The organism is Paradesulfitobacterium ferrireducens, assembly GCF_017310645.1.
Classification (GTDB): Bacteria; Bacillota; Desulfitobacteriia; order Desulfitobacteriales; family Desulfitobacteriaceae; genus Paradesulfitobacterium; species Paradesulfitobacterium ferrireducens.
In genome coordinates this window covers 78,537-105,274 of sequence record NZ_JAFLRH010000007.1, presented here as the reverse complement: position 1 = coordinate 105,274, position 26,738 = coordinate 78,537, and the positions used below count along the sequence as shown (strand labels likewise).

At 47.8% G+C, this 26,738-nt stretch carries 21 protein-coding genes and 1 tRNA gene; 20 read left to right on the top strand and 2 right to left on the bottom strand.

Going from position 1 to position 26,738, the window contains the following annotated elements; genetic code table 11:
• Positions 1-54 precede the first annotated feature (54 nt).
• The 15 genes from fusA to J0X21_RS03010 all read left to right on the top strand — a co-directional run bounded on the left by fusA (position 55) and on the right by J0X21_RS03010 (position 19,602).
• Positions 55-2,073 carry an elongation factor G gene (fusA, locus tag J0X21_RS03080; RefSeq protein WP_206810561.1) on the top strand — a complete coding sequence of 673 codons (2,019 nt, stop codon included), beginning with the start codon at positions 55-57 and terminating at the stop codon, positions 2,071-2,073.
• 256 nt (positions 2,074-2,329) lie between these two features.
• Positions 2,330-6,583: a 2-hydroxyacyl-CoA dehydratase gene (locus tag J0X21_RS03075; protein ID WP_206810553.1), complete on the top strand. Its 4,254-nt coding sequence runs from the start codon at positions 2,330-2,332 to the stop codon at positions 6,581-6,583.
• 564 nt (positions 6,584-7,147) lie between these two features.
• Positions 7,148-7,903 (top strand): GntR family transcriptional regulator, encoded by a 756-nt coding sequence (locus J0X21_RS03070; RefSeq protein WP_206810551.1) that lies wholly within the window; start codon positions 7,148-7,150, stop codon positions 7,901-7,903.
• A gap of 21 nt (positions 7,904-7,924) precedes the next feature.
• Positions 7,925-8,572, top strand: a complete 648-nt coding sequence (locus J0X21_RS03065) for a cobalamin B12-binding domain-containing protein (protein ID WP_206810549.1) — start codon at positions 7,925-7,927, stop codon at positions 8,570-8,572.
• 303 nt (positions 8,573-8,875) lie between these two features.
• On the top strand, positions 8,876-9,508 hold the full coding sequence (locus tag J0X21_RS03060; protein WP_206810541.1) for a cobalamin B12-binding domain-containing protein: 633 nt from the start codon (positions 8,876-8,878) through the stop codon (positions 9,506-9,508).
• A gap of 60 nt (positions 9,509-9,568) precedes the next feature.
• Positions 9,569-10,813 (top strand): uroporphyrinogen decarboxylase family protein, encoded by a 1,245-nt coding sequence (locus J0X21_RS03055; RefSeq protein ID WP_206810533.1) that lies wholly within the window; start codon positions 9,569-9,571, stop codon positions 10,811-10,813.
• A 33-nt stretch (positions 10,814-10,846) separates the two neighbouring features.
• Positions 10,847-11,638, top strand: coding sequence for a dihydropteroate synthase (locus tag J0X21_RS03050; RefSeq protein WP_206810532.1), 792 nt, complete (start codon positions 10,847-10,849; stop codon positions 11,636-11,638).
• A gap of 114 nt (positions 11,639-11,752) precedes the next feature.
• Complete coding sequence (locus J0X21_RS03045) at positions 11,753-12,922, top strand: uroporphyrinogen decarboxylase family protein (protein WP_206810530.1); 1,170 nt, start codon at positions 11,753-11,755, stop codon at positions 12,920-12,922.
• Between the two features lie 17 nt (positions 12,923-12,939).
• Positions 12,940-13,119: a hypothetical protein gene (locus J0X21_RS03040; protein ID WP_206810529.1), complete on the top strand. Its 180-nt coding sequence runs from the start codon at positions 12,940-12,942 to the stop codon at positions 13,117-13,119.
• 47 nt (positions 13,120-13,166) lie between these two features.
• A complete protein-coding gene (locus J0X21_RS03035) occupies positions 13,167-13,820 on the top strand; it encodes a cobalamin B12-binding domain-containing protein (RefSeq protein WP_206810527.1) in 654 nt (217 codons plus the stop codon).
• A 167-nt stretch (positions 13,821-13,987) separates the two neighbouring features.
• Positions 13,988-15,835 carry an ASKHA domain-containing protein gene (locus J0X21_RS03030; RefSeq protein WP_206810519.1) on the top strand — a complete coding sequence of 616 codons (1,848 nt, stop codon included), beginning with the start codon at positions 13,988-13,990 and terminating at the stop codon, positions 15,833-15,835.
• A gap of 171 nt (positions 15,836-16,006) precedes the next feature.
• Positions 16,007-16,921, top strand: coding sequence for a uroporphyrinogen decarboxylase family protein (locus J0X21_RS03025; RefSeq protein WP_236006050.1), 915 nt, complete (start codon positions 16,007-16,009; stop codon positions 16,919-16,921).
• 136 nt (positions 16,922-17,057) lie between these two features.
• A complete protein-coding gene (locus J0X21_RS03020) occupies positions 17,058-17,771 on the top strand; it encodes a Vitamin B12 dependent methionine synthase activation subunit (protein ID WP_206810508.1) in 714 nt (237 codons plus the stop codon).
• A 165-nt stretch (positions 17,772-17,936) separates the two neighbouring features.
• Positions 17,937-18,260, top strand: coding sequence for a DUF6951 family protein (locus tag J0X21_RS03015; RefSeq protein WP_206810507.1), 324 nt, complete (start codon positions 17,937-17,939; stop codon positions 18,258-18,260).
• 100 nt (positions 18,261-18,360) lie between these two features.
• Complete coding sequence (locus tag J0X21_RS03010) at positions 18,361-19,602, top strand: multidrug effflux MFS transporter (RefSeq protein WP_206810506.1); 1,242 nt, start codon at positions 18,361-18,363, stop codon at positions 19,600-19,602.
• A 186-nt stretch (positions 19,603-19,788) separates the two neighbouring features.
• On the opposite strand, the gene J0X21_RS03005 is transcribed toward J0X21_RS03010, so the two are convergent.
• Complete coding sequence (locus J0X21_RS03005) at positions 19,789-19,995, bottom strand: hypothetical protein (RefSeq protein WP_206810504.1); 207 nt, start codon at positions 19,993-19,995, stop codon at positions 19,789-19,791.
• A gap of 170 nt (positions 19,996-20,165) precedes the next feature.
• Here J0X21_RS03005 and J0X21_RS16160 point away from each other — a divergent pair, with 170 nt between their 5' ends.
• A complete protein-coding gene (locus J0X21_RS16160; protein ID WP_407947621.1) occupies positions 20,166-20,690 on the top strand; it encodes a hypothetical protein in 525 nt (174 codons plus the stop codon).
• A 119-nt stretch (positions 20,691-20,809) separates the two neighbouring features.
• Here J0X21_RS16160 and J0X21_RS02995 read toward each other — a convergent pair.
• Positions 20,810-20,883, bottom strand: a tRNA-Trp gene (locus J0X21_RS02995).
• A gap of 315 nt (positions 20,884-21,198) precedes the next feature.
• Between J0X21_RS02995 and J0X21_RS02990 the strand changes: the two genes are divergently transcribed.
• From J0X21_RS02990 to J0X21_RS02975, 4 genes are all read left to right on the top strand, one after another.
• A complete protein-coding gene (locus J0X21_RS02990) occupies positions 21,199-22,032 on the top strand; it encodes a PHP domain-containing protein (protein ID WP_206810502.1) in 834 nt (277 codons plus the stop codon).
• A gap of 97 nt (positions 22,033-22,129) precedes the next feature.
• A complete protein-coding gene (locus J0X21_RS02985) occupies positions 22,130-23,014 on the top strand; it encodes a BON domain-containing protein (RefSeq protein ID WP_206810500.1) in 885 nt (294 codons plus the stop codon).
• 130 nt (positions 23,015-23,144) lie between these two features.
• Positions 23,145-24,125, top strand: coding sequence for a metal-dependent hydrolase (locus J0X21_RS02980; RefSeq protein WP_236006045.1), 981 nt, complete (start codon positions 23,145-23,147; stop codon positions 24,123-24,125).
• A gap of 160 nt (positions 24,126-24,285) precedes the next feature.
• Positions 24,286-26,532: a DNA translocase FtsK gene (locus tag J0X21_RS02975; RefSeq protein WP_206810498.1), complete on the top strand. Its 2,247-nt coding sequence runs from the start codon at positions 24,286-24,288 to the stop codon at positions 26,530-26,532.
• Positions 26,533-26,738 lie beyond the last annotated feature (206 nt).

Here is a 26,738-nt window from a genome sequence, read left to right as displayed (position 1 = left end):
GGAAAGCAAAAGGCACCTGTCCTTTTCTTAATAACATGTTAGGGGGAGATAGTCTTGAAGACTTATGACACGGAGAACCTACGCAACGTCTGCTTGTTAGGGCACGGTGGGGCTGGCAAGACTTCACTGGCCGAAGCGCTCTTGTTTACATCCGGAGCGCTCAGTCGCATGGGGAAAGTTCCTGAGGGCAATACGGTATCGGATTACCTGCCTGAAGAGATTAAGCACAAAGTGTCGATTAGTACGGGTCTGGTGCCGGTGGAATGGCAGGGAGTTAAAGTTAATCTTTTAGATACGCCTGGGTATTCCGATTTTTTTGGTGAGGTCAAAAGTGCTTTGCGCGTCGTAGAATGTGGTGTTATGGTTCTGTGCGGTGTCGGCGGACTTGAAGTTCAGGCCGAAATCATTTGGGATCATTTGGAAGAACAGAAACTCCCCCGGCTTATTTTTATTAATAAATTAGACCGGGAGAATTCCAACTATGAGAAAGTACTGCAGCAACTTAAAGATGCTTATCCCCAGACCCGGTTCGTTCCGCTTCAGATTCCGATTGGAGCAGAGAATGATTTTAAGGGTCTGGTTGATATTATTGAGCAGAAAGCGTATATCTACGAAGGAAACGGCAGTGGCGGCTATCAGGTCAAGGATTTGCCGGCAGAGTACGCTGATGATGTGGAAATGATGAGGGATACCCTGGCTGAAGCCGCAGCCGAGGCGGATGATGGAATCCTCATGAAATATTTGGACGGAGAAAGTTTAACGAACGAAGAATTGCTGAAAGTCACCCGCTCAGCTCTTGCTCAGAATTTAATCGTCCCGGTTTTATGTGGTTCTTCATTGAAAAACATCGGAATTTCCAAGCTCCTGGATTTTCTAAAGGACAATGTCCCCAAGCCGCAAGTGATGGCAGAAAAGGCGGCCCTTGTGTTCAAAACCTTAGCAGATCCCTATGTGGGCAAAATGAGTTTCTTCCGGGTGTATGGGGGAAAATTTACCGCTGATTCTTTAGTCTATAACCCAAATAAGAATGCTGAAGAAAAAATGGGGCAGCCTTTTTACCTACGGGGCAAGGTTCAAGAAAACACAGCCAGTGTCAGTGCGGGTGATCTAGCGGTGGTGGCCAAACTGCAGGAGGTGGCAACCGGGGATACCCTTTGCGGCAAAGAGAAACCCGTGATTCTTCCGGGGATCGAGTTTCCTGTGCCCAATCTGGCGGTGGCGATTGAGCCTAAGAGTAAAGGAGACGAAGATAAGCTTGGATCGGCCCTCGCCCGGCTGGCTGAAGAGGATCCAACCATCAGGATCAGTAAAAACACGGAAACCAAAGAACTGATGCTTACCGGACTTGGAGAGATGCATTTAGAGATTCTCCAGGAAAAACTGGCGCGCAAGTTTGGTGTAGCCGTCAATGTTCGGGTGCCGCGGGTTCCTTACCGGGAGACCATCCGCAAAGCGGTCAAAGTAGAAGGCAAACACAAAAAGCAAAGCGGCGGGCATGGACAGTATGGACATGTCTGGCTTAACATCGAACCCCTGACCAGCAAAGAATTCGAATTTGCGGAAGAAGTTTTCGGCGGAGCCGTGCCAAAACAATATTTTCCCGCTGTTGAAAAAGGGGTGCGGGAAGCCATGCTGGAAGGGGTGGTTGCCGGTTACCCGATGACTGACGTCAAGGTTACCCTTTATGACGGTTCATATCACAGTGTGGACTCATCGGAGATGGCTTTTAAGCTGGCAGCGATCTTGGCTTTTCGCAAGGGAGCCGAGCAGGCGAAACCCATCTTGCTTGAACCGGTGGTTGAAGTGGAGGTACGCGTCCCGGAAGTCTTTATGGGAGATGTAATCGGAGATCTCAACGGCAAACGCGGCCGGGTTATGGGCATGGAGGCAGACGGGAAATACCAAGTGATCCGTGCTCAGGTTCCGCAATCTGAAATGATGCGCTATGCGATTGACCTAAAATCCTTAACCCAAGGCCGGGGGCATTTCTCAATGAAATTTTTACAATATGAGGAGGTTCCGGCTAAGATCAGCGAAAGTTTAGTTACTCAGCTTAAGGCTTCTCAGAATTAGTGAAGGGCACATCCAAGATAGGGGCTTAGGCCGAGAAAAAACTCGGCTTAAGCCTTTTTATATGGAAATAATTTCTTTTTACCACATACATTAAGATTGAAGTGAACCAGACTTGGTGGTACAATTACAGACGGATAACTATAACTATCTGATTGTTTCGCTCACCTTTCTATTAGGGCTAGGCCTTTGAAATGAGGCCTAGCTATCAGACAGAAAAATAGAGATATAATTTCGGCTCAGACGGGGGAAGGGAAAAATGAGCGTGCTCAATGTGGGACTGGATGTCGGTTCTACAACGGTCAAACTCGTTATTTTAGACAATAATGCCCTCATATATAAGCAGTATTTAAGGCACTTCTCAAATATAAAAAACACAGTCATCACCATGCTGGAAGATGCCAAAACCATTTTGCAAGGGCATCTGATGACATTAATGGTTACCGGTTCCGGCGGGGTTAATATTGCCCAGAGACTGGAAGTTTCGTTTATCCAAGAAGTGATCGCCTGCACCAATGCCATTAATAATGTCATCCCTAGTACGGATGTTGCTATCGAGCTGGGGGGTGAGGATGCCAAAATCACTTACTTGGGGGATGCGATTGAGCAAAGAATGAACGGCACCTGTGCCGGCGGAACCGGTGCTTTCATTGATCAGATGGCTGCTTTACTGCAAACGGACCCAACCGGGTTAAATGAACTTGCTAAAAAGCATAAAAATATTTATCCGATTGCTTCCCGTTGCGGGGTTTTTGCCAAGACCGATGTCCAGCCTTTACTCAATGAGGGAGCAGCCAAAGAAGATATTGCGGCTTCCGTTTTGCAGGCCGTGGTCAATCAAACCATCAGCGGCTTAGCCCAGGGAAGGCCGATTAGCGGAAATGTCGCTTTTTTAGGCGGGCCTTTGCATTTTATGTCCGAACTGCGCACCCGTTTTATTGAAACCTTGGCGCTTAAAAATCAGGAAGTGTTATTTCCGGAAGACTCACAGTACTTCGTGGCGATTGGGGCCGCGCTCTCTTCGCGCGAGGAGCAGCCTATGTCCTTTGAATGCCTGTATGAGCGGGCTCCGGGGATTTATCACATGCAAAGCGATGATGCGGATAAAATTGAACCGCTGTTTGAGAATGAAGAGGAATATCTGAAGTTTAAGGCCAGGCACGAAGCCCATAAAGTGAAAAGAATCGATCCCAAGGATTACCGGGGGAAAGCCTACTTAGGAATCGATGCCGGTTCTACCACCACCAAGCTGGCTTTGATTGATGAGAACGGGAGCCTGCTCTATTCCTATTATGGCAATAATATGGGCAGCCCGTTGGAATCTACCGTTGAAGCGCTCCAAAAAATGTTTGACACTCTCAACCCGGAGATTAGGATTGTAAATTCTACAGTTACGGGTTATGGGGAACATTTGATCAAAGCGGCCCTTAGAGTCGATATCGGAGAAATTGAGACGGTGGCCCACTATAAAGCAGCTGATTTCTTTCTGCCGGGAGTGGATTTTGTCTTAGATATTGGCGGCCAGGATATGAAAAGCCTGGTGATTCATGACGGGGTCATTGATTCTATCATGTTAAACGAAGCCTGTTCTTCCGGCTGCGGTTCCTTTATCGAGACATTTGCCAGCTCGCTCAATATGCCTGTCAAAGAATTTGCATCCGTGAGCCTCACCTCGCGCAATCCGGTGGATCTGGGCACCCGCTGTACCGTGTTTATGAATTCCAAAGTGAAACAAGCCCAGAAGGAAGGGGCCGAGGTCAGCGATATTTCTGCCGGAATCTCCATCTCTGTGATCAAAAATGCTCTGTTCAAAGTGATTCGTTTGCGCAATACGGAAGACCTTGGACGCAAAATTGTAGTCCAAGGTGGCACCTTCTATAATGAGGCGGTTTTGCGCTCGCTGGAGAAAATTATCGGCCGGGAGGTTGTCCGTCCGGATATTGCCGGAATTATGGGCGCTTTCGGGGCTGCTTTAATCGCCCGGGAACGGTACCAAGAAGGGTACGAAACAACTTTACTTTCTGCCTGCGAGTTGAAGGACTTCCGCACGGATACGTCCATGAAGCGCTGCGGTCTCTGCGGGAATAATTGTCTAATCACTGTGAAAAAATTCTCCAACGGAAGTGAATTTATTTCAGGAAACCGCTGTGAACGAGGCGCCGGCAAGGAAAAAGCCAATAACTCATTGCCTAATCTCTACGATTTTAAATATAAACGGGTATTTGATTATAAATCGTTGAGTGAGCAGGAAGCCAAACGCGGTACCATCGGCCTGCCCCGAGTGCTGAATGTTTATGAAGATTACCCCTTCTGGCATACATTCTTTACCAAGCTTGGCTACCGGGTGGTGTTATCCGGGCGTTCCTCCAAACGCCTGTATGAACTGGGCATGGACACGATCCCTTCAGAATCAGCCTGCTATCCGGCGAAGCTGGTGCACGGCCATATTGCGGATTTAGTGCAAAAAGGGATTAATAAGATTTTCTATCCTTCCATTCCGTATAACATTCCGGAAGATTCCGGAGCCAATAATAAATATAATTGTCCGGTGGTCACTTCCTATCCGGAAACCATCCGGGCCAACATGGATATCCTGCGGACTCATGACGTAAGGTTCTATCATCCGTTTCTTCCTTTGGATATGCCGAAACGGATGACTAAGCGCCTAATCAGGGAACTGGCGCCGGAGGGGCTAAATAAGCACGAAATTATTGAGGCTGTAAGAAGTGCTTATGCCGAATTGGAAAAATACAAGCAAGATGTACGCCAAAAAGGGGAAGAAGCCTTATCCTACCTGCGGGAACACGGAGGAAAAGGGATTGTACTGGCCGGTCGGCCCTATCATATCGACCCGGAAATCAACCATGGAATTCCGGAAATGATCCAATCGTACGGTTTTGCGGTTTTGTCTGAAGATGCCCTCAGGCATCTCAAGCCTATCGAACGGCCCTTGCGGATTGTCGACCAATGGGTCTACCATTCCCGTCTTTATGCTGCGGCCAGCTTTGTGGCCGAGCAAAAGGATATCGAACTGATTGAACTGAATTCTTTCGGCTGCGGTCTGGATGCCGTGAGTACCGACCAAGTCAAGGAAATACTAGACCGTTACGGCAAAATCTATACCGTGCTCAAAATCGATGAAATCAATAACCTCGGGGCTGCCAGAATCCGGGTGCGCTCCTTGATTGCAGCAATCAAAGAACGGGACAAACGGAATTTTACTCCCCAAAAATTATTTGATCATCCCGCGAGAGTGTTGTTTACAGAGGACATGAAAGCAAAGCATACCATACTGGCTCCGCAAATGTCTCCGCTCCATTTCCAATTCCTGCAGACGGCTTTCCAAAAGGCGGGGTATAAGATTGAAGTCTTGCCCGCCATTGATAAATCGGCGGTAGATGTCGGGCTCCGGTATGTGCATAATGATGCCTGTTATCCCGCTATTATTGTGGTCGGTCAATTAATGAAAGCCCTTAACTCAGGTAAATATGATTTGAATAATACATCCGTGATTATTACCCAGACAGGAGGAGGGTGCCGGGCAACGAATTATATTGCTTTTATCCGCAAAGCTCTGCAAGATGCCGGCATGCCTCAGATCCCTGTGATTTCTTTAGGAACAAGCGGCGGACTGGAGAAAAACCCTGGGTTTAAGATCACTATGCCGATGTTCAATAATCTGATGATGGGATTGATTTACGGAGACCTCTTGATGAGAGTCTTATACCGCGTGCGTCCCTATGAAAAAGTTCCTGGTTCTGCCAATACTCTGTATGAGAAGTGGGCCCAGCAGTGCCGCGAGTCTTTGTTAAGCGGGGAACGCAAGGAATTCAGAGAAAATATTTACCGTATTGTTGAAGATTTTGACAGATTTGAGATTAATGAGGATCTGGTCAAGCCCAAAGTGGGAGTAGTTGGGGAGATCTTAGTTAAATACCATCCTACGGCCAACAACAACATTGTCGAACTACTGGAGGCCGAGGGAGCGGAAGTAGTCGTCCCTGATTTAACCGACTTTCTGCTCTACGGGGCTTATGACAACAAGGTCAAATTCCAGCTTTTGTCGGGCAGTTTAATGGGGATGATATCTGGGTATCTATCGATCAGTAAAATAGAATCATTTCGAAAGGACATGAAAAACGCTCTGGCAGCCAGCAAACGCTTTGAACCGCCCAAAGCAATCGAAGAAATAGCCAGTTATGCCAAGCAACATCTTTCTTTGGCAAATCAGACAGGGGAAGGCTGGTTCTTAACCGGTGAGATGGTTGAGCTTATTCACAGCGGAGCCACCAATATCGTCTGTCTCCAGCCTTTTGCCTGCCTGCCAAACCATATTACCGGCAAGGGCATGATCAGGGAACTGAGGCGCTCTTACCCTGCGGCCAATATCGTGCCCATTGACTACGATCCCGGGGCCAGCGAAGTCAATCAGTTGAACCGCATAAAACTTATGCTCTCCGTGGCTGTGAAAAATTTGCGTGAAGAGTCCGGAATGCATTCGACCGGGAAATAAGCATGAACTACGATGTGCTGCGCATAAAGTGCGTAATATTTTAGCTAGTAAAGGACAGATCCAACAATGTCAATTATTGTTGCTCTGTCCTTGCTGTTCTTTCATAGGTCAATTTTAATCAGTCATATTGGTTAGTAATGAGAAGGATATTTTAGCGGGAAATTTTAAGCAGGGAGAATTAATTCTTGCAGAACATGAAAACTTTAATTGATCTTGTTAGTAATAGTAAAGGTTCTGCATCGGCGAAATCCATCATGCATGCCAATGTGTTATTGGCAGCCGATGAAAATAACACTGGGATAGTGCAACCTCGGCTTCCGCCTTCGCTAAGGCTCGGCACAAACCGGGTTTTCTTTATAGCCGTTCTTGCACTAAGAACGGTTTTTTCGTGTGCGTGCATGAACAATATCGCTACAGTGATAGTCCTTGACGTTTTAGCAATTTAAGAGTATTTTGATAATAGGTAAGCTTGTCTATACAATTTTGTGGCATTCGTGGTGATTGGGAAAGTATGAGAGATGTTTTCGCTTAGAAGACTTACAATATGGAGCGGGTGTTTGAACAATGCAGGAAGGCAATTTAATCGATAAGAACTCGGTTATTCCTATATATTATCAGCTGGCTAAATTAATTAGAGAACAAATCCGACGGGGAGAATTTAAACCGGGCGAAGCTCTGCCGACAGAGATCGAGATTGCCAACCGTTACGAAATCAGCCGGATGACGGTACGCAGATCCATTGCGGAACTGGTATCGGAGGGAATGGTGTATGCTCTTCAAGGAAAAGGTACATTTGTCGCCAGCCCCAAATTGGATAATGTTGTCTTTGAATTGAACAATTTTAGCCACGAGATGGTGCAAAGGGGACTCAATTACAAAACGACCCTTCTAGAGGCTAAGATTATTCGGGCCGATGAGGAGTTGAAGGCAAAATTCCTTTTAAAAGAAGGCATCCATAGGATACTGCACTTTCGTACGGTTCTTTCTGCTGAGAATGAGCGCCTGAGTCTGGAGAACAAATACATAATATATACCAAAAGTAAACCCCTCCTGGAGTCGGAACTGAATGATCCGACTCTGCCGGGGTTAATTGCGACTCACAGTGATTATGTGCCGGTCAGTGCTAAGAAGGTTCTGAAGGCGGCGGTGGCTACGAATGAAGAGGCATCCATTCTTGGAGTCTCTCCCGGTGCTCCCCTGTTTCTGGTTGAGACGACTGTTTTCGACCCGGATCTTAAGCCGGTTGGCTGGAGCAAGTCCATTTTTCGTGGGGATAGATATAAAATCACAAGCCACGACGGGTGGTTTCAAAAAGAGTAGCAGGGCGAGGAGGTTGCATCTGTGGAAGACAGATTGAAACTAGCGATGGGTGAGCTTGACGAAGAAGAGGTCCTATCTCTAGTTGAAGCGAGAATCCAAGCGGGAGTCAGCCCGACGGAGATCGTTGAGAGTTGCCGCAATGGCGTGGAAATAGTGGGTAAACGCTACAGTGATGGTCAGTATTTCCTCTCTGACCTGATCATGTCTGAAGAGATTTTCCGGGGCGTGATGCACCTCGTTGAGCCGCATATTCCCGTTGGTGAACCCAATAATGGATATTCCGTCGTCATGGGAACGATCGAAGGAGATATTCATGATCTGGGTAAGAACATTATCATTTATCTATTGCGGTCGTCTGGTTTCCGTGTCTATGATTTGGGCGTAGACGTCTCACCTGAAAAGTTCGTTCAGGCAGTGAGCGAGACCAAGACCTGTATTTTGGGGATCAGTGTCCTTCTTTCCTTTTGTGTCGGCTCTATCAAGAAAGTCGTCGATCTACTGGAGGAAGCAGGTTTGCGGGATAAAGTCAAGGTGGTGGTCGGGGGCTATGCGGTTGGTGAACTGGTCAAAGAGTATACCGGTGTCGACTTTTATGCCAATGATGTATCTCAAGCCCTGCGAATTATTCGAGAAATTGCACAGAAGGACTGCCTTCATTCCCAAAGCTGACTTCCTGGCTCTGAGACTATTTTTGGGGGCCGCTTGATCGAGGGAAGGACCGATCGGAGCAGAGAATTCTAAATAGTTTGCCGAAAGGGTATTGACCCGCCCTTCGGCCCATGTTAATATAAGATCAAATAACTTGTATATACAATTATACAATCGTACAAATGCAAGAACTTCGTCTCGGCTATCGCCGACCCTTGACAGGCGCAAAGTGTCCCGACAAACCGTTATTGGTTTGTTAGAGTTCGATGGGTTTACGCTAAACTTTAGCGAGTAAACATTAATTTATTGAGGGAGGAAGGACTAATGTCGGAGAAATTAGTAAATCTCATTGCTGATCTTCAAGAAGAGGAGGCTCTGGCAACTGCCAGACAGCTGATTGAAGGGGGAACCGACCCAATGGCCATTCTGGAGCGTTGCAGAGAGGCGACGGAGATTGTCGGTAAACGCTTTGAGCAAGGCCAGTACTTTATTCCTGATTTGCTGATGAGTGGTGAGATTCTTCAAGAGATTTCGGAACTAGCCAAATCCAGGATGAAGAAGGGTATTACGACAGGCTATGCAGGGAAAGTAGTAATGGGGACGGTGGAAGGAGATCTTCATGATATCGGCAAGAACATTGTTGCATTTTTCATGGAAGCTAACGACTTTCAAGTCTTTGATCTTGGTGTAGATGTCACTCCCGAAAAGTTTGTTGAAAAAATAAGGGAAGTACAGCCTGATGTGGTCGGTATGAGCGGTCTCTTAACTGTAGCATTTAAAGCTATGAAGGAAACCGTGGATGCGATCAAGGAAGCTGGATTGAGAGAACAAGTGAAAATCATGATCGGAGGAGCTCCCACAAACGAACAGGTGGCAAACTCAGTGGGTGCTGATGCTTACGCGAAAGATGCGCAGCATGGCATTGAACTTGCCAAGCATTGGGTTACAAGTTGTTAAAGGATTGTGTTTTCATTTCAAAATGTGCTAATTGAGAATAGTTCGGGGAGGATGCTTATCATGACTAAAAATCCTGAGGAATTATACCAAGAGAGATTAAAGAGAGTAGAAGATGCGATTGCTCTACGAGTTCCGGATAGAGTGCCAATTGTAACGTTTTTCTCTTATTTTGCTGCTCGTTATGCGGGAATCACCTATGAAGAATACACGTATGATGCTGAAAAAATGCTAAGTGCGGCCATCAAGGTACATGAAGATTTCGAGCCAGATATGGCGGATATCCCTGGCATCTATTATTTGGGTCCAACCCTCGACGCCTTGGGATTTAAACAACTAAGATGGCCCGGGCGAGGTGTTGGTCCGAACAAACCGTATCAGTTTGTTGAAGGCGAATACATGAAGGCAGAAGAATACGATCACTTTATTGAAGATCCTACCGACTGGATAATCAGAAAATACTATCCGCGAATCTGTAGTGAATTTGAACCTTTCAGTCAAATGGCTCCCTTTAAGTTTAGTTTCACCTATTTTAATATGGGATCTTTGGCACCTTTCGGCACCCCGGCGCTTCAAAAGGCGGTGGATGCGTTGAAGAAAGCCGGAGAAGCCTCCATGGACGCATTGACTTACATTATGAAGTTCGGCCAGGAAATGGCTAAAAGGGGGTTCCCTATCTCACTTGGTGGGCTTACACAAGCACCATATGATACCTTGGGTGACTATTTTCGTGGTACCAAGGGCATCATGCTTGACATCTACCGGCGTCCCGAGAAGCTTCTCAGGGCTCTTGATAAGCTTACGCCCTGGATGATTGAGCTGGGGGTCACTTCGGGAAAGCAAAGTGGAAATCCCTTCATTTTCATTCCTCTGCACAAAGGCTCGGACCAGTTTATGAATCAAGATCAGTTCAAGACTTTTTACTGGCCGAGTTTAAGAAAAGTTATGATGGGTTTGATTGATGCGGGGATGACCCCAGTAGTTTTTGTAGAAGCGGATCACACATCACGGCTCGAAATCATGAGCGATGTACCCCCAGGAAAAGTTGTTTACCACTTGGAAAACACGGATATATTTAAAGCCAAAGAGATCCTTGGAGACAAGGTATGTCTCAAGGGGAATGTCCCGATGCCCATATTATGTTTAGGCACTCCGGATGATGTGAAAGCGTACTGCAAGAAACTCATTGATGTGGTTGGCAAAAACGGCGGTTTCATCATGGATACATCGGTGAGCCTTGAGGACGCCAAAATTGAAAATGCCAGAGCCATGTTTGATTTTACCAAGGACTATGGAGTATATCGGTAGATAGCGAAGTCGCAAATTGGAGGATTTAAAACGATGCTTATTATTGGAGAAAAGTTAAACAGTGCAATTCCGTCCGTGAGGGAAGCTATCCTGAACAAAGATGTCGACTTCATCAAAGAGTTGGCGAAGAAACAGGCTGCCGGCGGAGCGGATTTTCTCGATATCAATACTGCGCAAGGGAACAGCGAAATCGACGACATGGAGTGGGTCGTGCGCGCCGTGCAGGAAGTTGTAGATGTGCCTCTGTGCATTGACAGTGTGAGCCCGGACGTGATCAGGAAAGGCTTGGAAGTCGCTCAAGGCAAGACAATGCTGAATTCAATCAGCATGGAGACCAGCCGGCTTGAAGGGATGCTGCCTCTGATCAAGGAATTTGATTGCGCTGTCATTGCTTTGACCATGGATGACAACGGAATACCCAAAACTGCCGAAGAGCGCATCAAAATCGCCGGTCAACTCGTGGACATCCTCAAGAAACAAAATGTTGATTTAGAGAAGGTTTATTTTGACCCTTTGGTGCTGCCCCTAGCTGTAGACAGCAACAACGGTGTAATCTTCTTTGAATGCCTGACCGAAATTAAACGACTGTTCAATGTCAAAACGGTATCAGGTCTGAGCAATGTATCTCATTCTCTGCCGAAACGCAAATTGATTAACCGCAATTTCCTTACCATTTGTATGAGCCATGGGATGGATGCCGCCATCATGGATCCCACTGACACCAAAATTACCAGTGCGCTGATAGCCTCAAATTTACTTCTCAACAAGGATCGCTTTTCCCGCAATTACCTGAAAGCCTTCCGCAACAACAGTTTGGAAGACTAGGTTTTCGAAATGCATTTTTTAGCGGCCTGGAAAAGGGGAAGTGATAATGGATAAAAGAGTATTGTGGTTCTAGGACCGAAACCAGAAAATAAATGTTGGAGGTGCCGGAAGTCAATGGGCAAAGAAGAACTATTTCAAGAAAGGTTTAATCGCTACACAACTGCCCTCAAAGGAGGAAAACCGGACAAGGTTCCGATCCGTTTGCAGTTAAGTGAATTCATGGCAGCCTATGCAGGCATTACTTTGCAGGATATCTATTATGATTTGGATAAAAATATTGCTGCTGTCGACAAGATCCTTGCTGATTTTGATATGGATGTTATCGGAGGGACTCCCAGCCTCTGGTGGGCCGGACAGCATGATGCCGTCGGAGCTAAATACCTGAAGTTTGCGGGACGCGAACTGGAAGAAAACCGGCAATTTCAGTATGTTGAAGACGAGTATATGCTCGCTGATGACTATGATGCCTTTATTGCTGACCCGACCAAATGGATCTTGGAGTCTTATCTGCCACGGATTCATGAGGAATTTGCCGAACCGGGATCATACCGTGCCAATTTGGCTTTGATTAAGGGAACAGCAGCCATGATGATGAGCACAGGCGCTTCGCAACAGGCTGGAGCCCATTGGGCCAAAGATTTCGGTATGCCTTTGTCAATAGCAGGCTTCAGCAAGGCTCCTTTTGATACTCTGGGTGATACGCTGCGGGGCCTCAAAGGGATCATGATGGATCTCCGCAAGCGCCCGGATAAAGTCCTTGCGGCAACAGAAGTCTTAGTGGCTCACAATATTTTCTACGGAATGGCCACATCCGGTGGGGACACATCTTTACCCGCTTTCATGCCCTTGCACCGCGGAAGCTATCCGTTCCTCAATCCCAAGCAATGGGATACTTTCTATTGGCCATCACTCAAGGCGGTCATTGAAGGCATGTGGAAGCTGGGAAAACAGACTTTGTTCTACGCCGAGGGCAACTGGACGCCTTACTTGGAGAAGATTGCCGAGCTGCCTGATCACAGTATCGTTTTCCATGTCGATCAGACAGATATGGCTAAAGCCAAGGCCGTACTCGGTGGAAGGTTCTGTTTGAGCGGCAATGTCCCCAATACCCTGTTGGCCTATGGCAAGCCGGGCGAAGTCAAAGAATATGTCAAGCGTCTGCTCAATGACTATGCCGCAGATGGGGCCTTTATCATTGATAGCGCTGGAGTTATGCAAGCGGATGTTAAAGCGGAAAACATTGCAGCCCTTATCGAAGCAGCTAGAGAATTTGGAACTTATTGAACGGGGAGGTAATGATAATGACGGATATGCCGAAAAAAAATGAAACCAAGGGCAACCCTCCAGGAGTTTGTATCCCCTGGGAGCAAAAAGCCAAAGAGTTCGGGCTGATTGCCGGTAACTTGGAGGGCGTTAAAAAGGAATGGGAAAAAATAGACGCCTTTGCTTACGTCTACCTCTGGTACTGGGTTCACCGTTAAAATGCGGTCTGCACAGATATCATCTAAAATTGGGAGGAATAGTTAATATGGCTACACTGATTGATGAACTAGCGAGCGCGATTGCGGAATTGGAAGACGAGAAGGTGCTGGAACTAGTTACGACTCGCCTGGATTCCGGAATTGCCCCTTTGGCAATTGTGGACAACTTACAGCAAGGAATGACAGAAGTTGGTATGCGTTTTGAATCCGGGGATTATTTCTTAAGTGAATTAGTCATGTGCGGTGAAATCATGAAAGATGCAATGGCTGTACTAGAGCCGCATCTGGCAGGGGCGGATCAACAGCATCGTGGCAGTATTGTCATTGGAACGGTCAAGGGGGATGTTCATGACCTTGGCAAGAACATTGTCGTGATGCTGTTAAAAGGCGCCGGATATAATGTGATTGACCTAGGAATTGATGTTCCGGCAGAAAAATTTATTGAGGCTTTAAAGGAGAGTCAGGCTCCCCTGGTTGGGATGAGTGTTCTCTTGACTGCCTGCCAAGAAGGCATGAAAGAGATTATTGAGGAAATCCGGGCAGCAGGCTTAAAAGTTGCTGTGATCATTGGTGGCAACTATGTCGACGAAGCTGTCAAGAATTATGTCAAGGCGGATTATTTTGCCCATAATGCGAGTGATGCTGTGAAAATTGCGGATGAAATATTTACGACTGCCCGCGGTTCTGCGCACTCTGCCTAATGTACCTGAGACCCTTGAGGGATATGGGGAGTTTGTCGGCTGAGGCATCTCCCCATATCGTAATTTGGGGCGAAATAGGGTTTTTTATTTTTTCAATCGATTTATAATAGATTGATATTAGCGGCGAGGGGTAGATTAAGCGTCTCTGGGCAGAAAGGAGCAACATCTTGGTTGAGGTAAAATTCTTGCCTTCCAACAAAACGGTCAGTGTACAGGATGGCAGCAACATTCTTCAGGCGGCGATAGCGGCTGAAGTCCAGGTGGAAAGTACCTGCGGAGGCAAAGGAACCTGCGGCAAGTGCAAGGTGCGGTTGCAGACAGGGGAGGCGGACAAAGGGGTTAATCTAACGCCTGCGGAAAAGAAGTTTCTCACTCCGGCCGAAATCGAGTCGGGGTGGGTTTTGGCTTGTCAGCACATTCTGTCGGAAGATGCCGTTGTTGTCTTGCAGGAGCAAAAGGATGCTTACGACCGCAAGGCCGGTTTTCATGATTCAGAGAAAATTAGGGCGCACGCGCCGGGTATTCGCAAGCTTGCGCTCGATCTGAAGGAACCGACGGTTGGGGATCAGGGTGCAGACTGGGAACGCGTTGTCAGGGCACTGCCGGTTGAAGATGTTCCGTTCAGCCGTCCGGTGGCGGCCTCCTTACCACAAAAGCTGCGTCAGGGCAAGTTTAAGGTGACGGCGGTGCTGGATGGTGTAAGACTGCTCGCAGTGGAGCCTGGGGATACCCGCGATCGCTCTTATGGCCTGGCCATCGATATCGGTACGACGACGGTGGTCGTCTACTTGGTGGATTTGAATCGCGGAACGGTCATTGCGAGCGGGGCAGTGACAAATCCTCAGAATATTTTCGGGGCCGATGTCATTGCCAGGATCACGCATGCTGCTGGAGGTCCGCAGGCGTTGCAAGAATTGCAAGAGAAAGTGGTTGGCGGTATCAACGGGATCATTGCCCAACTGACCGGGAAATGTGAGGTAAGCCCCGAGGAAATTTACCAGGCCGTTGTGGTAGGCAACACGACCATGAGCCACTTGTTTCTGGGCATTGATCCATCCTTTCTCGCTCCGGCCCCTTTTATTCCCGCCTTTCAGCAGGCGGTGGAGATTGAGGCCGGGGAGTTGGGACTAAACATTCTTGCAACCGCCATCGTCACGGTCTTGCCCAACGTGGCTGGCTACGTCGGCTCAGACACCGTTGGGGTCATGCTGGCCGGTGGAGCCGACCGTCTGCAGGGTGTGAATCTCATGGTGGACATCGGGACGAATGGCGAAATCGTCCTGGTCGGTAAAGGGAGTATCTTGACCTGCTCCACAGCGGCCGGGCCGGCCTTTGAGGGGGCGGAGATCAAGCACGGTATGCGGGCCGCAGAAGGCGCGATCGAGCGAGTGCATATTTCCTCAGACGTCGAAGTAGGCGTGATCGGTGGGACCAAACCCCGCGGGATTTGCGGTTCCGGTCTGATCGATGCACTTTCTGAAATGGTGCGGGTGGGAGTTGTGGAAAGTTCCGGGAGACTTGCCGCTAAGGAAGCCCAGTTGGAAAATCTCCCCCCTTTGGTGCGCAGGCGCCTGCGCGGCAGTGGTGGGGGAGCGGAGTTTGTCCTGGTCTGGGGCGAGGATTCGGCAACAGGCGAAGACCTCGTGATCAGCCAGAAAGATGTGCGTGAATTGCAACTCGCTAAGGGAGCCATCATGGCTGGGATCAGGGTTCTCTTGAGGGAGCTGGGAGCGGAGGTCCGGGAAATCGATCGTGTTTTCTTAGCAGGAGCTTTTGGCAATTATATCGGGAAGCAAAGTGCTCTGGGTATCGGGCTCTTGCCTCTCGTGCCGCTTGACAGAATTGCCGCTATTGGGAATGCGGCCGGCGATGGGGCCAAAATGGCTCTTCTCTCCGTTGCAGAGAAAGAGCGGGCGCTCAGTCTCGCCCGACAGGCCAGACACATTGAACTGTCCAGTGATAAGGGCTTTCAAGAGGAATTCATTGATGCCCTGTCTTTTGAGCAAAAGGTTTAGATTTCGCTTCATAAGGCTTTTGAGGCCGGTAAATTTGATGAGTCCCATAAGCGCGACAAGTAGGGGTTTATGCCAAGAGTCTTTGGTTGTCCTTTCGCTGCCTGCCCCCGGTTGTGGTCACGTTGGTTTTTCCAGTTATGTTTAGGAATAGGTGTGAGTGAAGTGGCGGATATGGATAAACGCAAGGAAAACAGTCAACGGGAGTGGGTTGCCCGGAGCATTGCGGAGGGCGTGAGGGAGCGAGTTCCCAAGGGGGAGTTGTGTATTGCTGACTCCCTCATTCAAAAGGCATTAAACTGCCCTGAGGTCGGCTTCCAGGAAAGGCGTGCCTTTGTGGCCGTAATGAATTTGGACATTTTCACACTCTCTCCCATTTATCCTGAGCAGGGAAAACGCCTGCCCGCCTCCGGTGAGACAGTGTGGCCGGCGCTGAAGGAATGGACGACAGAGACTTCCCTGTTTACTTTTGCTCTGCTCGACGGAGCATTCGAGTGGGGTCTGCGCACCATGGGCTTTCAGGAATTTCTCCTTCTGCCCCGCTCATCCCCTTTGATTCTCAAAGGCTTTATTCGTTCTGTAGAGGAACTGAACGGATCACTCATCCGGCTTTTGGCCGAAAGTGGAATCGATGGCATCATTCTGGCGGATGACATTGCTTTCAGCAAAGGCCTCATGCTTCAACCATCCGTGCTAAGGGAATATTTTTTCCCTTCCCTGTCCAGACAGGTTGCGCTAGCTGAGAGGAGTGGCCTGCCTGTCTTTTATCATTCCGATGGCCGCTATTGGGACGTCGTTGAGGATGTCATCGAAGCCGGCTTTGCCGGGTTACACTGTGTGGACCGCGCCTCTGGGATGGATATAAGCAGGTTGCAGGCCAAAGTGGGCAACAGTCTCTGCCTCTGGGGCCATCTTGATGCTGGTGATGCTGAAAAGGCCGGAGATCCGGTTATGCGGCAGGAGCTGCTCCACTCCGCTCAACAACTTGCGCGGGATAAAAGATTTATACTTGGGACGAACAGCGGCCTGTTTGAGGGCATGGACATTGAGGGACTGCGAGCGCTGTACCGCTCACTGGATGCCTCTTAGTGATCCCGAAGCGACTTGGGAGGCCATGGAGTTTATTGGGCCTTTTGGAGGCTGTGGATGGTCAGGGTCCGATCGTTGAACTTTTTTCCGGCCTTTGGCTTCTGGCCTCTGATTTTCTGGATAAGGGGGAGGAACAATGGCGGAACCGGTAATCCGGAATCTACCGCTGCCGGAGGTTGGGGTTGAGGATGTCCTGCGGGCTGAGGGAAATGACGGCCAACACCCTCCCCGGCAGAGTATAGTGGACCTTTATGAGGACGTCTTGGCAGAGTCGACCACTTTAGTGGAACCCAGGGCGATTTGGACTGAAGTAGAGGTGGAGGGCGCCGGCAGGAACGAGTTGCGTTTAAAGGGCGGATTACGCCTTACCAGCAGGCTTTTGGTAAAATGCGCCGGATCAGCAGAGAAGCTGCTCATATTCGTCATGACGATCGGCGCGAAAATTGATGAACAGATATCGTTGTACCAGCAGAGTGGGAACATCTCTCGGGCCTATGTTCTGGATTCTGTGGGATCCACGTTCATTGCCCTGGGAAGTTCTATGGCCTTGAGTGGAATGGAAAAAAAGTATCTCGAATTGGGCCTGAAAACCTCCATTCCGCTGGGACCCGGACATTCCTACTGGAAGAGACTGGAGGATCAACAGGTTTTGTTCCGTATAGCGCAACCGGAGCGAATCGGGTTGAGTCTCAACGATTCAAACTTAATGCTTCCCCGAAAATCGGTGAGTATGGTGATGGGAGTTGGAAACGACTTGCCTGAGCACAATGGACAGAAGCATTGCGATTTTTGCACTTTGCGAGGAAATTGCCCTATGAACAAAGTCGTCTCCGGGGCGAAGATGGGTTAGGATGGTCCTGGACAAGAAGGGGTGTCTTAGACAAGAGTTTGTCCCGTATTGGGCGGATCAGGCAAGGTGGTATCACGATCATGCGATACATTGCCTCGAAGGCAGGTTGTGCCGCGTCGAACGGATTAGCCTGGGCTCTTGATATTTTGGTGGAGGGGATAAACGATGAAGGTGGCCAAAGTCAAGGCGGGTATTTGCGGTTTTCACTCGGAAATTTCAGCAAGTTCCCAGAATGGGCGTCAGGTAGATATTATTTTTAAAACGGAATGTCCGAATTTGCAACCGATGGAGAAAGAGCTTACACAGGTGGACGCCTTTAAGGAGTGCTTTGCTAAAGTCGGTGATTCCCCGGTTTTTCACCTGGCGCGTAAATACTGTAAGCATGCGGCCTGCCCGGTGCCTACCGCGATTATTAAAGAGGTAGAGATCGCGGGCAAGCTGGCTTTGCCGCAGAACGTGCTGATCGAATTTGAGGATGATGAGGAATAATTACCGAAACAAGCAAGGCCGTCAAAGGCTTGAAACATTGAAACATGAAATATCATAAATCATAAGGACGCATGGCAGCTAAGGGTGGTCAAAAGATTTGATGAACAACGATAAATATGGTCTCAGCAGGGGTCTGCCCCAATTTACGGGAACCCGTAAATTGGGGATAACCTTGGTATTGGGAGCGCTGGCAGCTTTTGCGCCCCTATCCATTGATATGTATTTGCCTTCCCTGCCGTCCTTGGCCGGGGATCTTCACACTAGCACATCGATTGCCCAGCTCAGTCTGACTGCTTGCCTGCTTGGTCTATCCATAGGGCAACTGCTGGCCGGAGCGCAAAGTGACGTTCGTGACCGCCGTTTTCCCCTTCTGGTGGGACTGGTCGTATATGCGGCATCTTCCCTCCTCTGCGCGCTGAGTCCTTCGGTTTGGAACTTAATTATTCTCCGCTTCGTTCAAGGGCTGGCGGGCTCTGCCGGAATAGTGATTTCCCGGGCTATTGTCCGGGACCTCTACTCCGGTGCGGAAATGACAAAATTCACAGCCCAACTTATGCTGGTCAACGGTGCTGCGCCTATTTTGGCACCCATTATAGGGGGGCAACTGCTGCAATTTACCTCTTGGCGCGGGGTTTTCGCCGTCCTGTTCCTGGTTGGAACCGTGATGTTCCTGAGTGTTCTTTTCAGTTTGCCGGAGACGTTGGCTGTGCAACAACGTTCTCAAGCGGGAATCACGAACACGCTGACCACATTCCGCGTCCTCGTCAGAGATCGCGAGTTTATGGGATATGCTTTGCCCCAGGGGTTTGTCAGTGCTGCCATGTTCGCCTATATTTCAGGCTCACCGTTTGTCATCCAGAACATCTACGGAGTTTCTCCACAGAGGTTCAGCCTAATTTTTGCCACGAATGGCTTGGGCATTATCCTGGCAGGACAAATCACCGGGAGACTGGCAGGCCGGATTCGATTGACGAAACTCTTTGTCACGGGCCTCGGTCTGGCCGCGACGGGCGGCATCAGTTTGCTGGCCGTGATCTTGCTGGGTGCTGGGCTGCCTGCTATTTTGCCGCCTCTGTTTCTCGTGGTGTCAAGCGTCGGCATCGTAGGAACAGCGGGCTCCTCTTTGGCCATGGAGAACTACGGCCGCGCGGCCGGGAGTGCTTCAGCTATTCTTGGTCTCCTTCCCTTTATCTTCGGAGCCGTTTTGGCTCCCCTCGTGGGCCTGGGGGGCGGCAATACGGCGGTTCCGATGGGTATAGTGATCGCGGCTGTTGAGGCATGTGCCTTGCTGTTGTATACCATACTTAGAGGACTTAGAAGAATTAATCACGGGGTCTCGTAGAATTCCGAGGATTCCGGCAAGAGCTGAGGGGATGGTGTAGTGAGTTAGCTATAATCGAAAGTTTGCTGCGGCCCAGCGAACAAGTCGTACGAATGTGGGTAGCTGAAGAAATTTCTGTCCAGAGGTAACCAGCAAAACCAAGTCAGCGGAGTCTTCGACAAAAAGGCTTTCCACTAGCTTTTCGCTTTAGACGAGACGATGAAGCTCTGACTGTCGTGAGCTCTCAGCACCAATTGGGTGGATAGGTTGAGTATCCAGCATGATTTTTTGATGTATACCCATTAAACCATGCATGGCCCTTTGAAGATCAGCCTTTTTGCTTTTTAGCTTGCCTTTAGCCATTTCAGAAAGGGTTTCCGGATTCTCCTGCCCTTGTATCATGGCCTCAATCATAGCCGGATTTGCTTAAGACATCGCGTGCTACAGAAGAAAGTTTTATATTGACCCCTTCCAAATTGAAATTACCTGGGAGCCTAACTTTCATCTCGCTATTAAGCCGGAAATCCCCAGGGCCAGCCGGAGATCGTGGAAAAGAGCCGGGTCTGTGAGGCTTATGAGGCGAGGTGCTGCAGCATTCCGTCGGACCAGAATTATTCTACGTTTTTTTACAGCTTTTAGAGAAGACCGGGTTTTTCAATGCTTCCCTTTATACCCCGTTTGGGATTGCCGGAGTGGAGACACTGGGGATTGGGAACTGGCAGAGCAGACAATCATACCGGGAAGGAAAAACTGTCAAGAAGCGCCGTATTGCCAGCTTGGGCAACATTGATGCCTACTCCGATAAAGAAATCGAGCAGATTATCCTTAAACTTGAGTCACTCCTACAAAATCGGGTCGTTGGTTCGATTGATGACCTGAACCCGATTGCGGAGCATGGGTACTCCCGTACCCACCGATCTGATCTGGAGCAGGTAGAGCTTGGTTTGTTAGTGACACCGGATGGTCTGCCAATCACTCATGAGGTCTTTTCCGGTGAGACTCCGGATAAGAATACGGTTCCAGATATTCTGAAACGCTGTAAAAACGAGTTTGGTGTACAGCAGTGCGTCTTCGCCGGTAATCGCGGGGCGGGGTTAATTAGCATGTAGTGCAAACTCACACCCACAAACCCTTGGTATTGCTAGGATGCTGTCAAACTTGGGCTAAAAACTATAAACCCCAAAATAACAAAAAGCGCCGCAAATCCTTGCGGCGTCTGTGTTTCCTCTGGCAGGGGATGCAGGAGTCGAACCCACACTAACGGTTTTGGAGACCGCTGTTCTACCATTAAACTAATCCCCTGTATTCCCTCCCAAAATAGTGACGAATTGAATTATAACTGAAATCACAGAGCGTGTCAATAATAATTACAAATAATGTATAAATTATTTGCTAATTATTTTGCTAATTATTTGCTAACCAATATTTGTTTATGAAAGTGTGTTAATAAAGTTGACTTTGTCCTCTTAAAAGTATTAGGCTAAGTAAAAGTTGTTCCCCAAAAATTTTGAGCTAAAAGAAGCAATAAGCAGGATTTTATGTCTGAAAGCCAGAATAGCCTAACAATGGTTCAAAATAAAATAAGTTAGTCTAACCCGGCAGAGGGGAGCGCTTTTGGTGAAAATTGATCTGCATGTGCATACTGAGGAATCTGATGGAGTTCATTCTGTAGAAGAAATTGTAAAGCTTGCCCTTGACAATCAAGTAGATGTTCTGGCGCTTACAGACCACGAAACCACGCAGGGAGTCGGGAAAGCGCAAGAACTTGTATCAGCATCTGGCTCAAGTTTAAAAATAATCCCGGGCGTGGAGTTTTTGACTTCGTATAAGGGCCAGGAAATTCATCTTTTGGGATACTTCGCAAACATTGAAAATTCCCTTTTGCAAAGCCGCTTGAAAGAGTTGCGCGACTTTAGAACGCAATTGGCCTTTGACATGGTAAAGCTTTTGCAACAGGACGGCTTTGCTCTAGAGTGGCAAAAGGTAGAGCAGGAGGCCAGTTCTGAAGGGGCAGTGAGCAAGGCTCATATCATGCGGGTGCTTTACCATATGAATAAAGGGCTTACCGGGCAGAAGATCCTAAGTTACTTTCAGCCTGGAGGAGTAGCTTACCTGCCCTTCCTTAAACATCCTTATGAGGAAGCAGTTGATTTAGTCTACAGTTGCCAGGGGCTGCCTGTCCTTGCTCACCCAGGACTTATCCGGAAACAGGAATTGGTCAGGGAACTCCTGGCAGCCCGTACGACCGGGCTTGAAGTCTATTATGGGTATTGGGAAAACCGGCAAACCTTAATGAATCATTATGAAAAGGTGGCAAAAGAAAAAGAGCTTATAGTTACAGGGGGCAGTGATTACCATGGTCCTTTCAGTCAGGTGAGAATAGGAGATTTGCCCATTCCGGAAGCGGTAGTAAATAACTTGGAGATATATTTTAAGACCAAGTTCATCTAGACTTTGGAACGATTCAAGGATAAAAGAACATTGAAAACTTCTTTAGCTGGATAAAAATTTCCTCCGGTGAGAAAATAAGCGTACTGGAGGGAGATTAATGCAGAAGCGTTCCGAGAAAGAAATACTTGCAGATTTGAGGGAATTGATCCAAACGCATTTCGGGGAAAGCGGAGAGGGTATCCGCTATGAAGTGCGTGGTGACCAGATTAACTTATGGGGCACCGTCGACAGCTTAGCTGAGAAAAATTTCATCGGTGACAGGGTTTCCCGGATTGACGGGGTCCAAACGTTAGACAACAGTTTAACAGTATCTTTGGACGGGGAGATAGATGATAAGGATATTGAAGCCGACATCCTTAGACGATTTGGACAATCAAGGGATTCCAGGATTCATAAGCTTGGCTGCCGGGTGAGCCGGGGAGTTGTTACTCTGTTCGGTCATGCGGATACACGGGGTACGGAAAGGCTGGCTGAGAGATTAGCAATCCAGGCTCGGGGAGTTAAAGAGATTCGCAGTGAGATTCAACTATTGGATAAGGATGTGGATGATGCTTCCTTGGTTAATAGAGTGGAAGATGCCATGGTTGATTCTCCGTGGGTTAATGCCCAGGAAATTAAAACATCCGCTCATAAAGGAGTCGTTACGCTTTCCGGTCTGGTAGATACTCAGGAGGAATTGGAGTGGGCGGTGGAGACAGCTTACCGGGTTCCCGGAGTCAAAGCAGTGGTGAGTGAGATCTTCACCCGTCACCGTTCCCAAGGAGAAGATCTGCGCCTGACTGAGCAGTTGGTAGCCAAGCTTGGTCGGCATGGTTTAAACTCGGCTCAGGTCCGGGCTGTCGTTCAAAACGGAATTGCCTTTCTTACCGGCGAAGTGTATTCGGATGAAGATCGAGAGATTGCCGAAGCACTGGTGCAACATATTGAAGGAATCAGCCGGGTAAATAATTCGATTCAAGTGGCGGCGCATTGGAGCAAGTGAACAATATTTACGGTTAAAGAATTTGAGGTTTTTAGCCGCCTTCTTCCAATAGAAGGCGTTTTTTGATTCTTAAAAAATAGTAAAATCTTCAACTTCGTTTTGCCTTTGAGTATGTTATAATGGAAGAGGTTTGAAAAATAGTCCCACTTGGAGGTGGAGCAAACTGGATCCGATTACACATGGTTTAATTGGAGCTGCTGTAAGTACGATTGCCGGGCACCCATTCAATCTTAATGATCCTATTTTTATTGGGGCCACTCTGGGTGCGATGATGCCTGATTTAGATATTGTATCCCATTTGAAAGGCAGATTAAATTATTTGCTTAAACACCGCGGCAAGAGCCATTCTTTGCCTGCATTAGGCCTTATGTCACTAGGCCTTAGTTCTCTTCTCCATTTCTTTTATCCGGAAACTTCCTGGAACTCCATCTTTTTTTGGACTTTAGCAGGTACGCTTTCTCATGGTCTGATTGATGTGCTAAACTCATTCGGCGCTCAGTTACTCTGGCCTTTTACCAAGAAAAAATTTACACTGAACATGATTACTTTGAGTGACCCGGTGATTTTCTCCTTCTTTTTAGCGGCAGCGTTTCTTAATCATTCTCAATATGCGCTTCAGGCCTCTGTCTCCGCTTTTGCTTTAAGTGTCATTTATCTTATAGCCAAACAATACGGACGTCAGCAACTTAAGAAAATGATAATGAGGATCTATAAACTTCAAAATAAAAGAGAGGTTAAAATTTTACCTGCTCTTTATAAGCCTTTTAGTTGGAATTTTTTAATTGTCCAGGATCATCAAGTTCGTATCGGTACGATTCGCAGACATCATCCTCAAATTGAGCGGGTTTTGCCGAACTGGGACCAGGCAGATCCTTATATTGCGACAGCCATGGACGGTGCGCTAGCCGAAGTGTTTGATCAGTTTACACCATATTATCATGTCGTTCCCGAATATGATCAAGAAAGAACGGTTAATTTTGTAGATTTAAGATATTGGGGAAAAGATGATTTTCTTTACTCTGGCCAAGTGCGCATGAATGATTCAGGGGAAATCGCCCAGGAAACCTTCTATTTATTTCCTAACCGGGACGGTATCCTTTTAAGCTACTAGCTGCCGGACAACAAATCAGTTTACTCAACCTGCCAAACAGCTGTTATTCATTGAGTCAGGAATACGGCTGTTTTTATTCATTTACCGGCACTTGAAAATTAAACTTTACAAGCCTTCGGCCATCACCGATAATTGATAAGGAGATATGGAGGTGGGAGCTATGGCTAAAAATGAGCGACGGTTATTTTGGTCGAGATTAATAAGTATCGCTTTAGCTTTTATAGGGGTTTTTGGGTTGCTGGGCGCTTTCCAGATTACTAAATTAGGAAGCGGTATTTTTAATTTTTTTGAACTATTGATGGGTAATTTTGACTGGGCCGGTCCCTTTATTGCTTTGGTTTTATCCTTTTTTTTCTGGCCCTCATCTGGAAGTATGGAGTCTAAGGCCGGAAAGAAAGACAGGGCTAAGCCAAAGCGGGAGTCTGTGAGAAAGACACCTAAACGGGCTGCGGCTGTTGAGAAAAAGAAAATTCCTATACCCGGAGGTAAACTGGTTACTTTAAAAGGGTTTAATAAATACTTTTCTTCTCCGGACTGGACTGAGATGGATTCAGAGAGAACAGGGCAGGAAAGCATCCCAGAACTTGGACGTGATTTTCCTTCTTACTTTGGAGAAGGTAAAAAATCTATTCCAAGACTCTCTCCGAAACTTACGGCATTGCAAGGGATGAAAGAATATTTTGCAACGGTTGATCTGGAAGTTTTAGGAGAGGGCCTAAAAAACAGTGCCTTAGAGGAAACTATTGGGGAAACTATTGGGGAAAATATCAAGGAAAAACTTAATCTTAAAGAAGAAATTAGTATTAAAGAAGAAAGTAATATTAAAGAAAAAACTGATATAAATAACCAAAAGATTAATATCCAAGAAAACGTTAAAATTAAAGAAAGTCTTAATAGCGAAGAAAAAATGATTGTTAAAGAGCCAGCCGCTGCTCAAGCCTTAAATTTAAGCCCGGATATTGCTAATGCTAATTTCGCCGAACTGGTGCCTCCCAAGAACCCGCACTGGCGGCTGCCGGGACCGGAATTGCTGGAATCAGTGCCACCGGTGCTGGTGGAGAGAATTCCGGACAATAGCCCTCAGCAGTTAGAGAACTTGCTTCAAGAGTTTGGAATTAAAGCTAAGGTCATTAGAGTAAATAAGGGCCCGGTGATTACCCGTTATGAATTAGCGCCTGCTCCCGGAGTTAAAATCAGCAGGATTGTTAACTTGGCTGATGACATCGCTCTCGCTTTGGCTGCAAAAGATGTACGGATTGAAGCCCCTATACCCGGAAAATCAGCGATCGGGATCGAAGTTCCCAATAAGGAACCCCAAATGGTAGGGTTTAAAGAAGTCATTGAAACGGATTTCTTCCAAAACCATTCTTCCGTGCTTAAAGTTGCACTGGGTAAAGATATTGGCGGACAGCCGGTGGTCGGAGATTTGAGGAAAATGCCTCATTTATTGGTTGCTGGAGCGACCGGGGCCGGCAAGAGCGTGTGTATCAGTTCGATTATTAATTCTGTACTCTATAATGCTACACCGGCGCAAGTAAAGTTTCTCCTGATTGACCCTAAGATGGTGGAGCTAAGCCTGTATAATGGAATACCGCATCTGGTGGCTCCGGTGATCACGGATCCGAAGCGGGCGGCTGCAGCTTTGAAATGGCTTGTAAAAGAAATGGAGACCCGCTATGAACTCTTTGCCCAGGCGGGAGTACGGGATATTGAACGCTATAACCAGGTGCATGAGGGCGGGCGGGAAGCTCCGGCCTTGCCGTTCATCGTTGTAATTATCGATGAACTGGCAGATCTCATGCTGGTGGCCGGTGAAGTAGAAGAAACCATTTGCCGCTTGGCCCAAATGGCGCGGGCGGCGGGCATTCACCTTGTTCTTGCAACCCAGCGTCCGTCCGTTGATGTGATTACAGGCCTGATTAAGGCGAATATTCCCAGCCGGATCGCTTTTGCTGTCAGTTCCCAAATTGATTCGCGGACAATTCTTGACTGTTCCGGAGCAGAAAAACTCATGGGCCGGGGAGATATGCTGTTTTCCCCTCAGGGGTTGAATAAGCCTCTGCGGGTTCAAGGATGCTTAGTTAAAGACGAGGAAGTACATAGAATGATTAAGTTCTGGCAAAGTCAAGGCCGGCCGGAATACCTCGAAGTAGATTTCAACGGCCAGGGAGCAGCCGGTATGAGCGATACGGGAGAGGATGATTTATTCGGGGATGCCGCCCGTCTTATAATTACGAGTGGGATGGCCTCTGTCTCTTACTTGCAGCGCAGGCTAAAAATCGGATATGCACGCGCCGCGCGTTTAATGGATATGCTTGAGGAACATGGGATTGTGGGAGGATATGAGGGGAGTAAACCGCGGCAGATCTTAATAAGTATTGAGGAATTTGAAGAAAGGTTCGGGTAATCGCTCAAACATAATTGTCTTAGTTAGAGAAGCTGCAATAGCAGCTTTTTTTGCATATCAGGATAGAAAAGTATAACTTCGAAGGTGCATAAGTGCAACTAAACAAGTGCGTTAGTCCTCCACGGACTAACGGGCTTCCGCCTGCGCCTGAAAGGCTAACAAGTGCGATACTGCCACCGGCAGTATCGGGCGCAAGCCAAGTTTTC

Coding starts and splice junctions, on each gene's coding strand:
- J0X21_RS02975 (WP_206810498.1), top strand. CDS start 24,286: ATGGCTAAAAATGAGCGACGGTTATTTTGGTCGAGATTAATAAGTATC.
- J0X21_RS03040 (WP_206810529.1), top strand. CDS start 12,940: ATGACGGATATGCCGAAAAAAAATGAAACCAAGGGCAACCCTCCAGGA.
- J0X21_RS03070 (WP_206810551.1), top strand. CDS start 7,148: ATGCAGGAAGGCAATTTAATCGATAAGAACTCGGTTATTCCTATATAT.
- J0X21_RS03020 (WP_206810508.1), top strand. CDS start 17,058: ATGGCGGAACCGGTAATCCGGAATCTACCGCTGCCGGAGGTTGGGGTT.
- J0X21_RS02985 (WP_206810500.1), top strand. CDS start 22,130: ATGCAGAAGCGTTCCGAGAAAGAAATACTTGCAGATTTGAGGGAATTG.
- J0X21_RS03050 (WP_206810532.1), top strand. CDS start 10,847: ATGCTTATTATTGGAGAAAAGTTAAACAGTGCAATTCCGTCCGTGAGG.
- J0X21_RS03005 (WP_206810504.1), bottom strand. CDS start 19,995: ATGATTGAGGCCATGATACAAGGGCAGGAGAATCCGGAAACCCTTTCT.
- J0X21_RS03015 (WP_206810507.1), top strand. CDS start 17,937: ATGAAGGTGGCCAAAGTCAAGGCGGGTATTTGCGGTTTTCACTCGGAA.
- J0X21_RS03035 (WP_206810527.1), top strand. CDS start 13,167: ATGGCTACACTGATTGATGAACTAGCGAGCGCGATTGCGGAATTGGAA.
- J0X21_RS03010 (WP_206810506.1), top strand. CDS start 18,361: ATGAACAACGATAAATATGGTCTCAGCAGGGGTCTGCCCCAATTTACG.
- J0X21_RS03045 (WP_206810530.1), top strand. CDS start 11,753: ATGGGCAAAGAAGAACTATTTCAAGAAAGGTTTAATCGCTACACAACT.
- J0X21_RS03025 (WP_236006050.1), top strand. CDS start 16,007: ATGGATAAACGCAAGGAAAACAGTCAACGGGAGTGGGTTGCCCGGAGC.
- J0X21_RS03055 (WP_206810533.1), top strand. CDS start 9,569: ATGACTAAAAATCCTGAGGAATTATACCAAGAGAGATTAAAGAGAGTA.
- J0X21_RS03060 (WP_206810541.1), top strand. CDS start 8,876: ATGTCGGAGAAATTAGTAAATCTCATTGCTGATCTTCAAGAAGAGGAG.
- J0X21_RS03075 (WP_206810553.1), top strand. CDS start 2,330: ATGAGCGTGCTCAATGTGGGACTGGATGTCGGTTCTACAACGGTCAAA.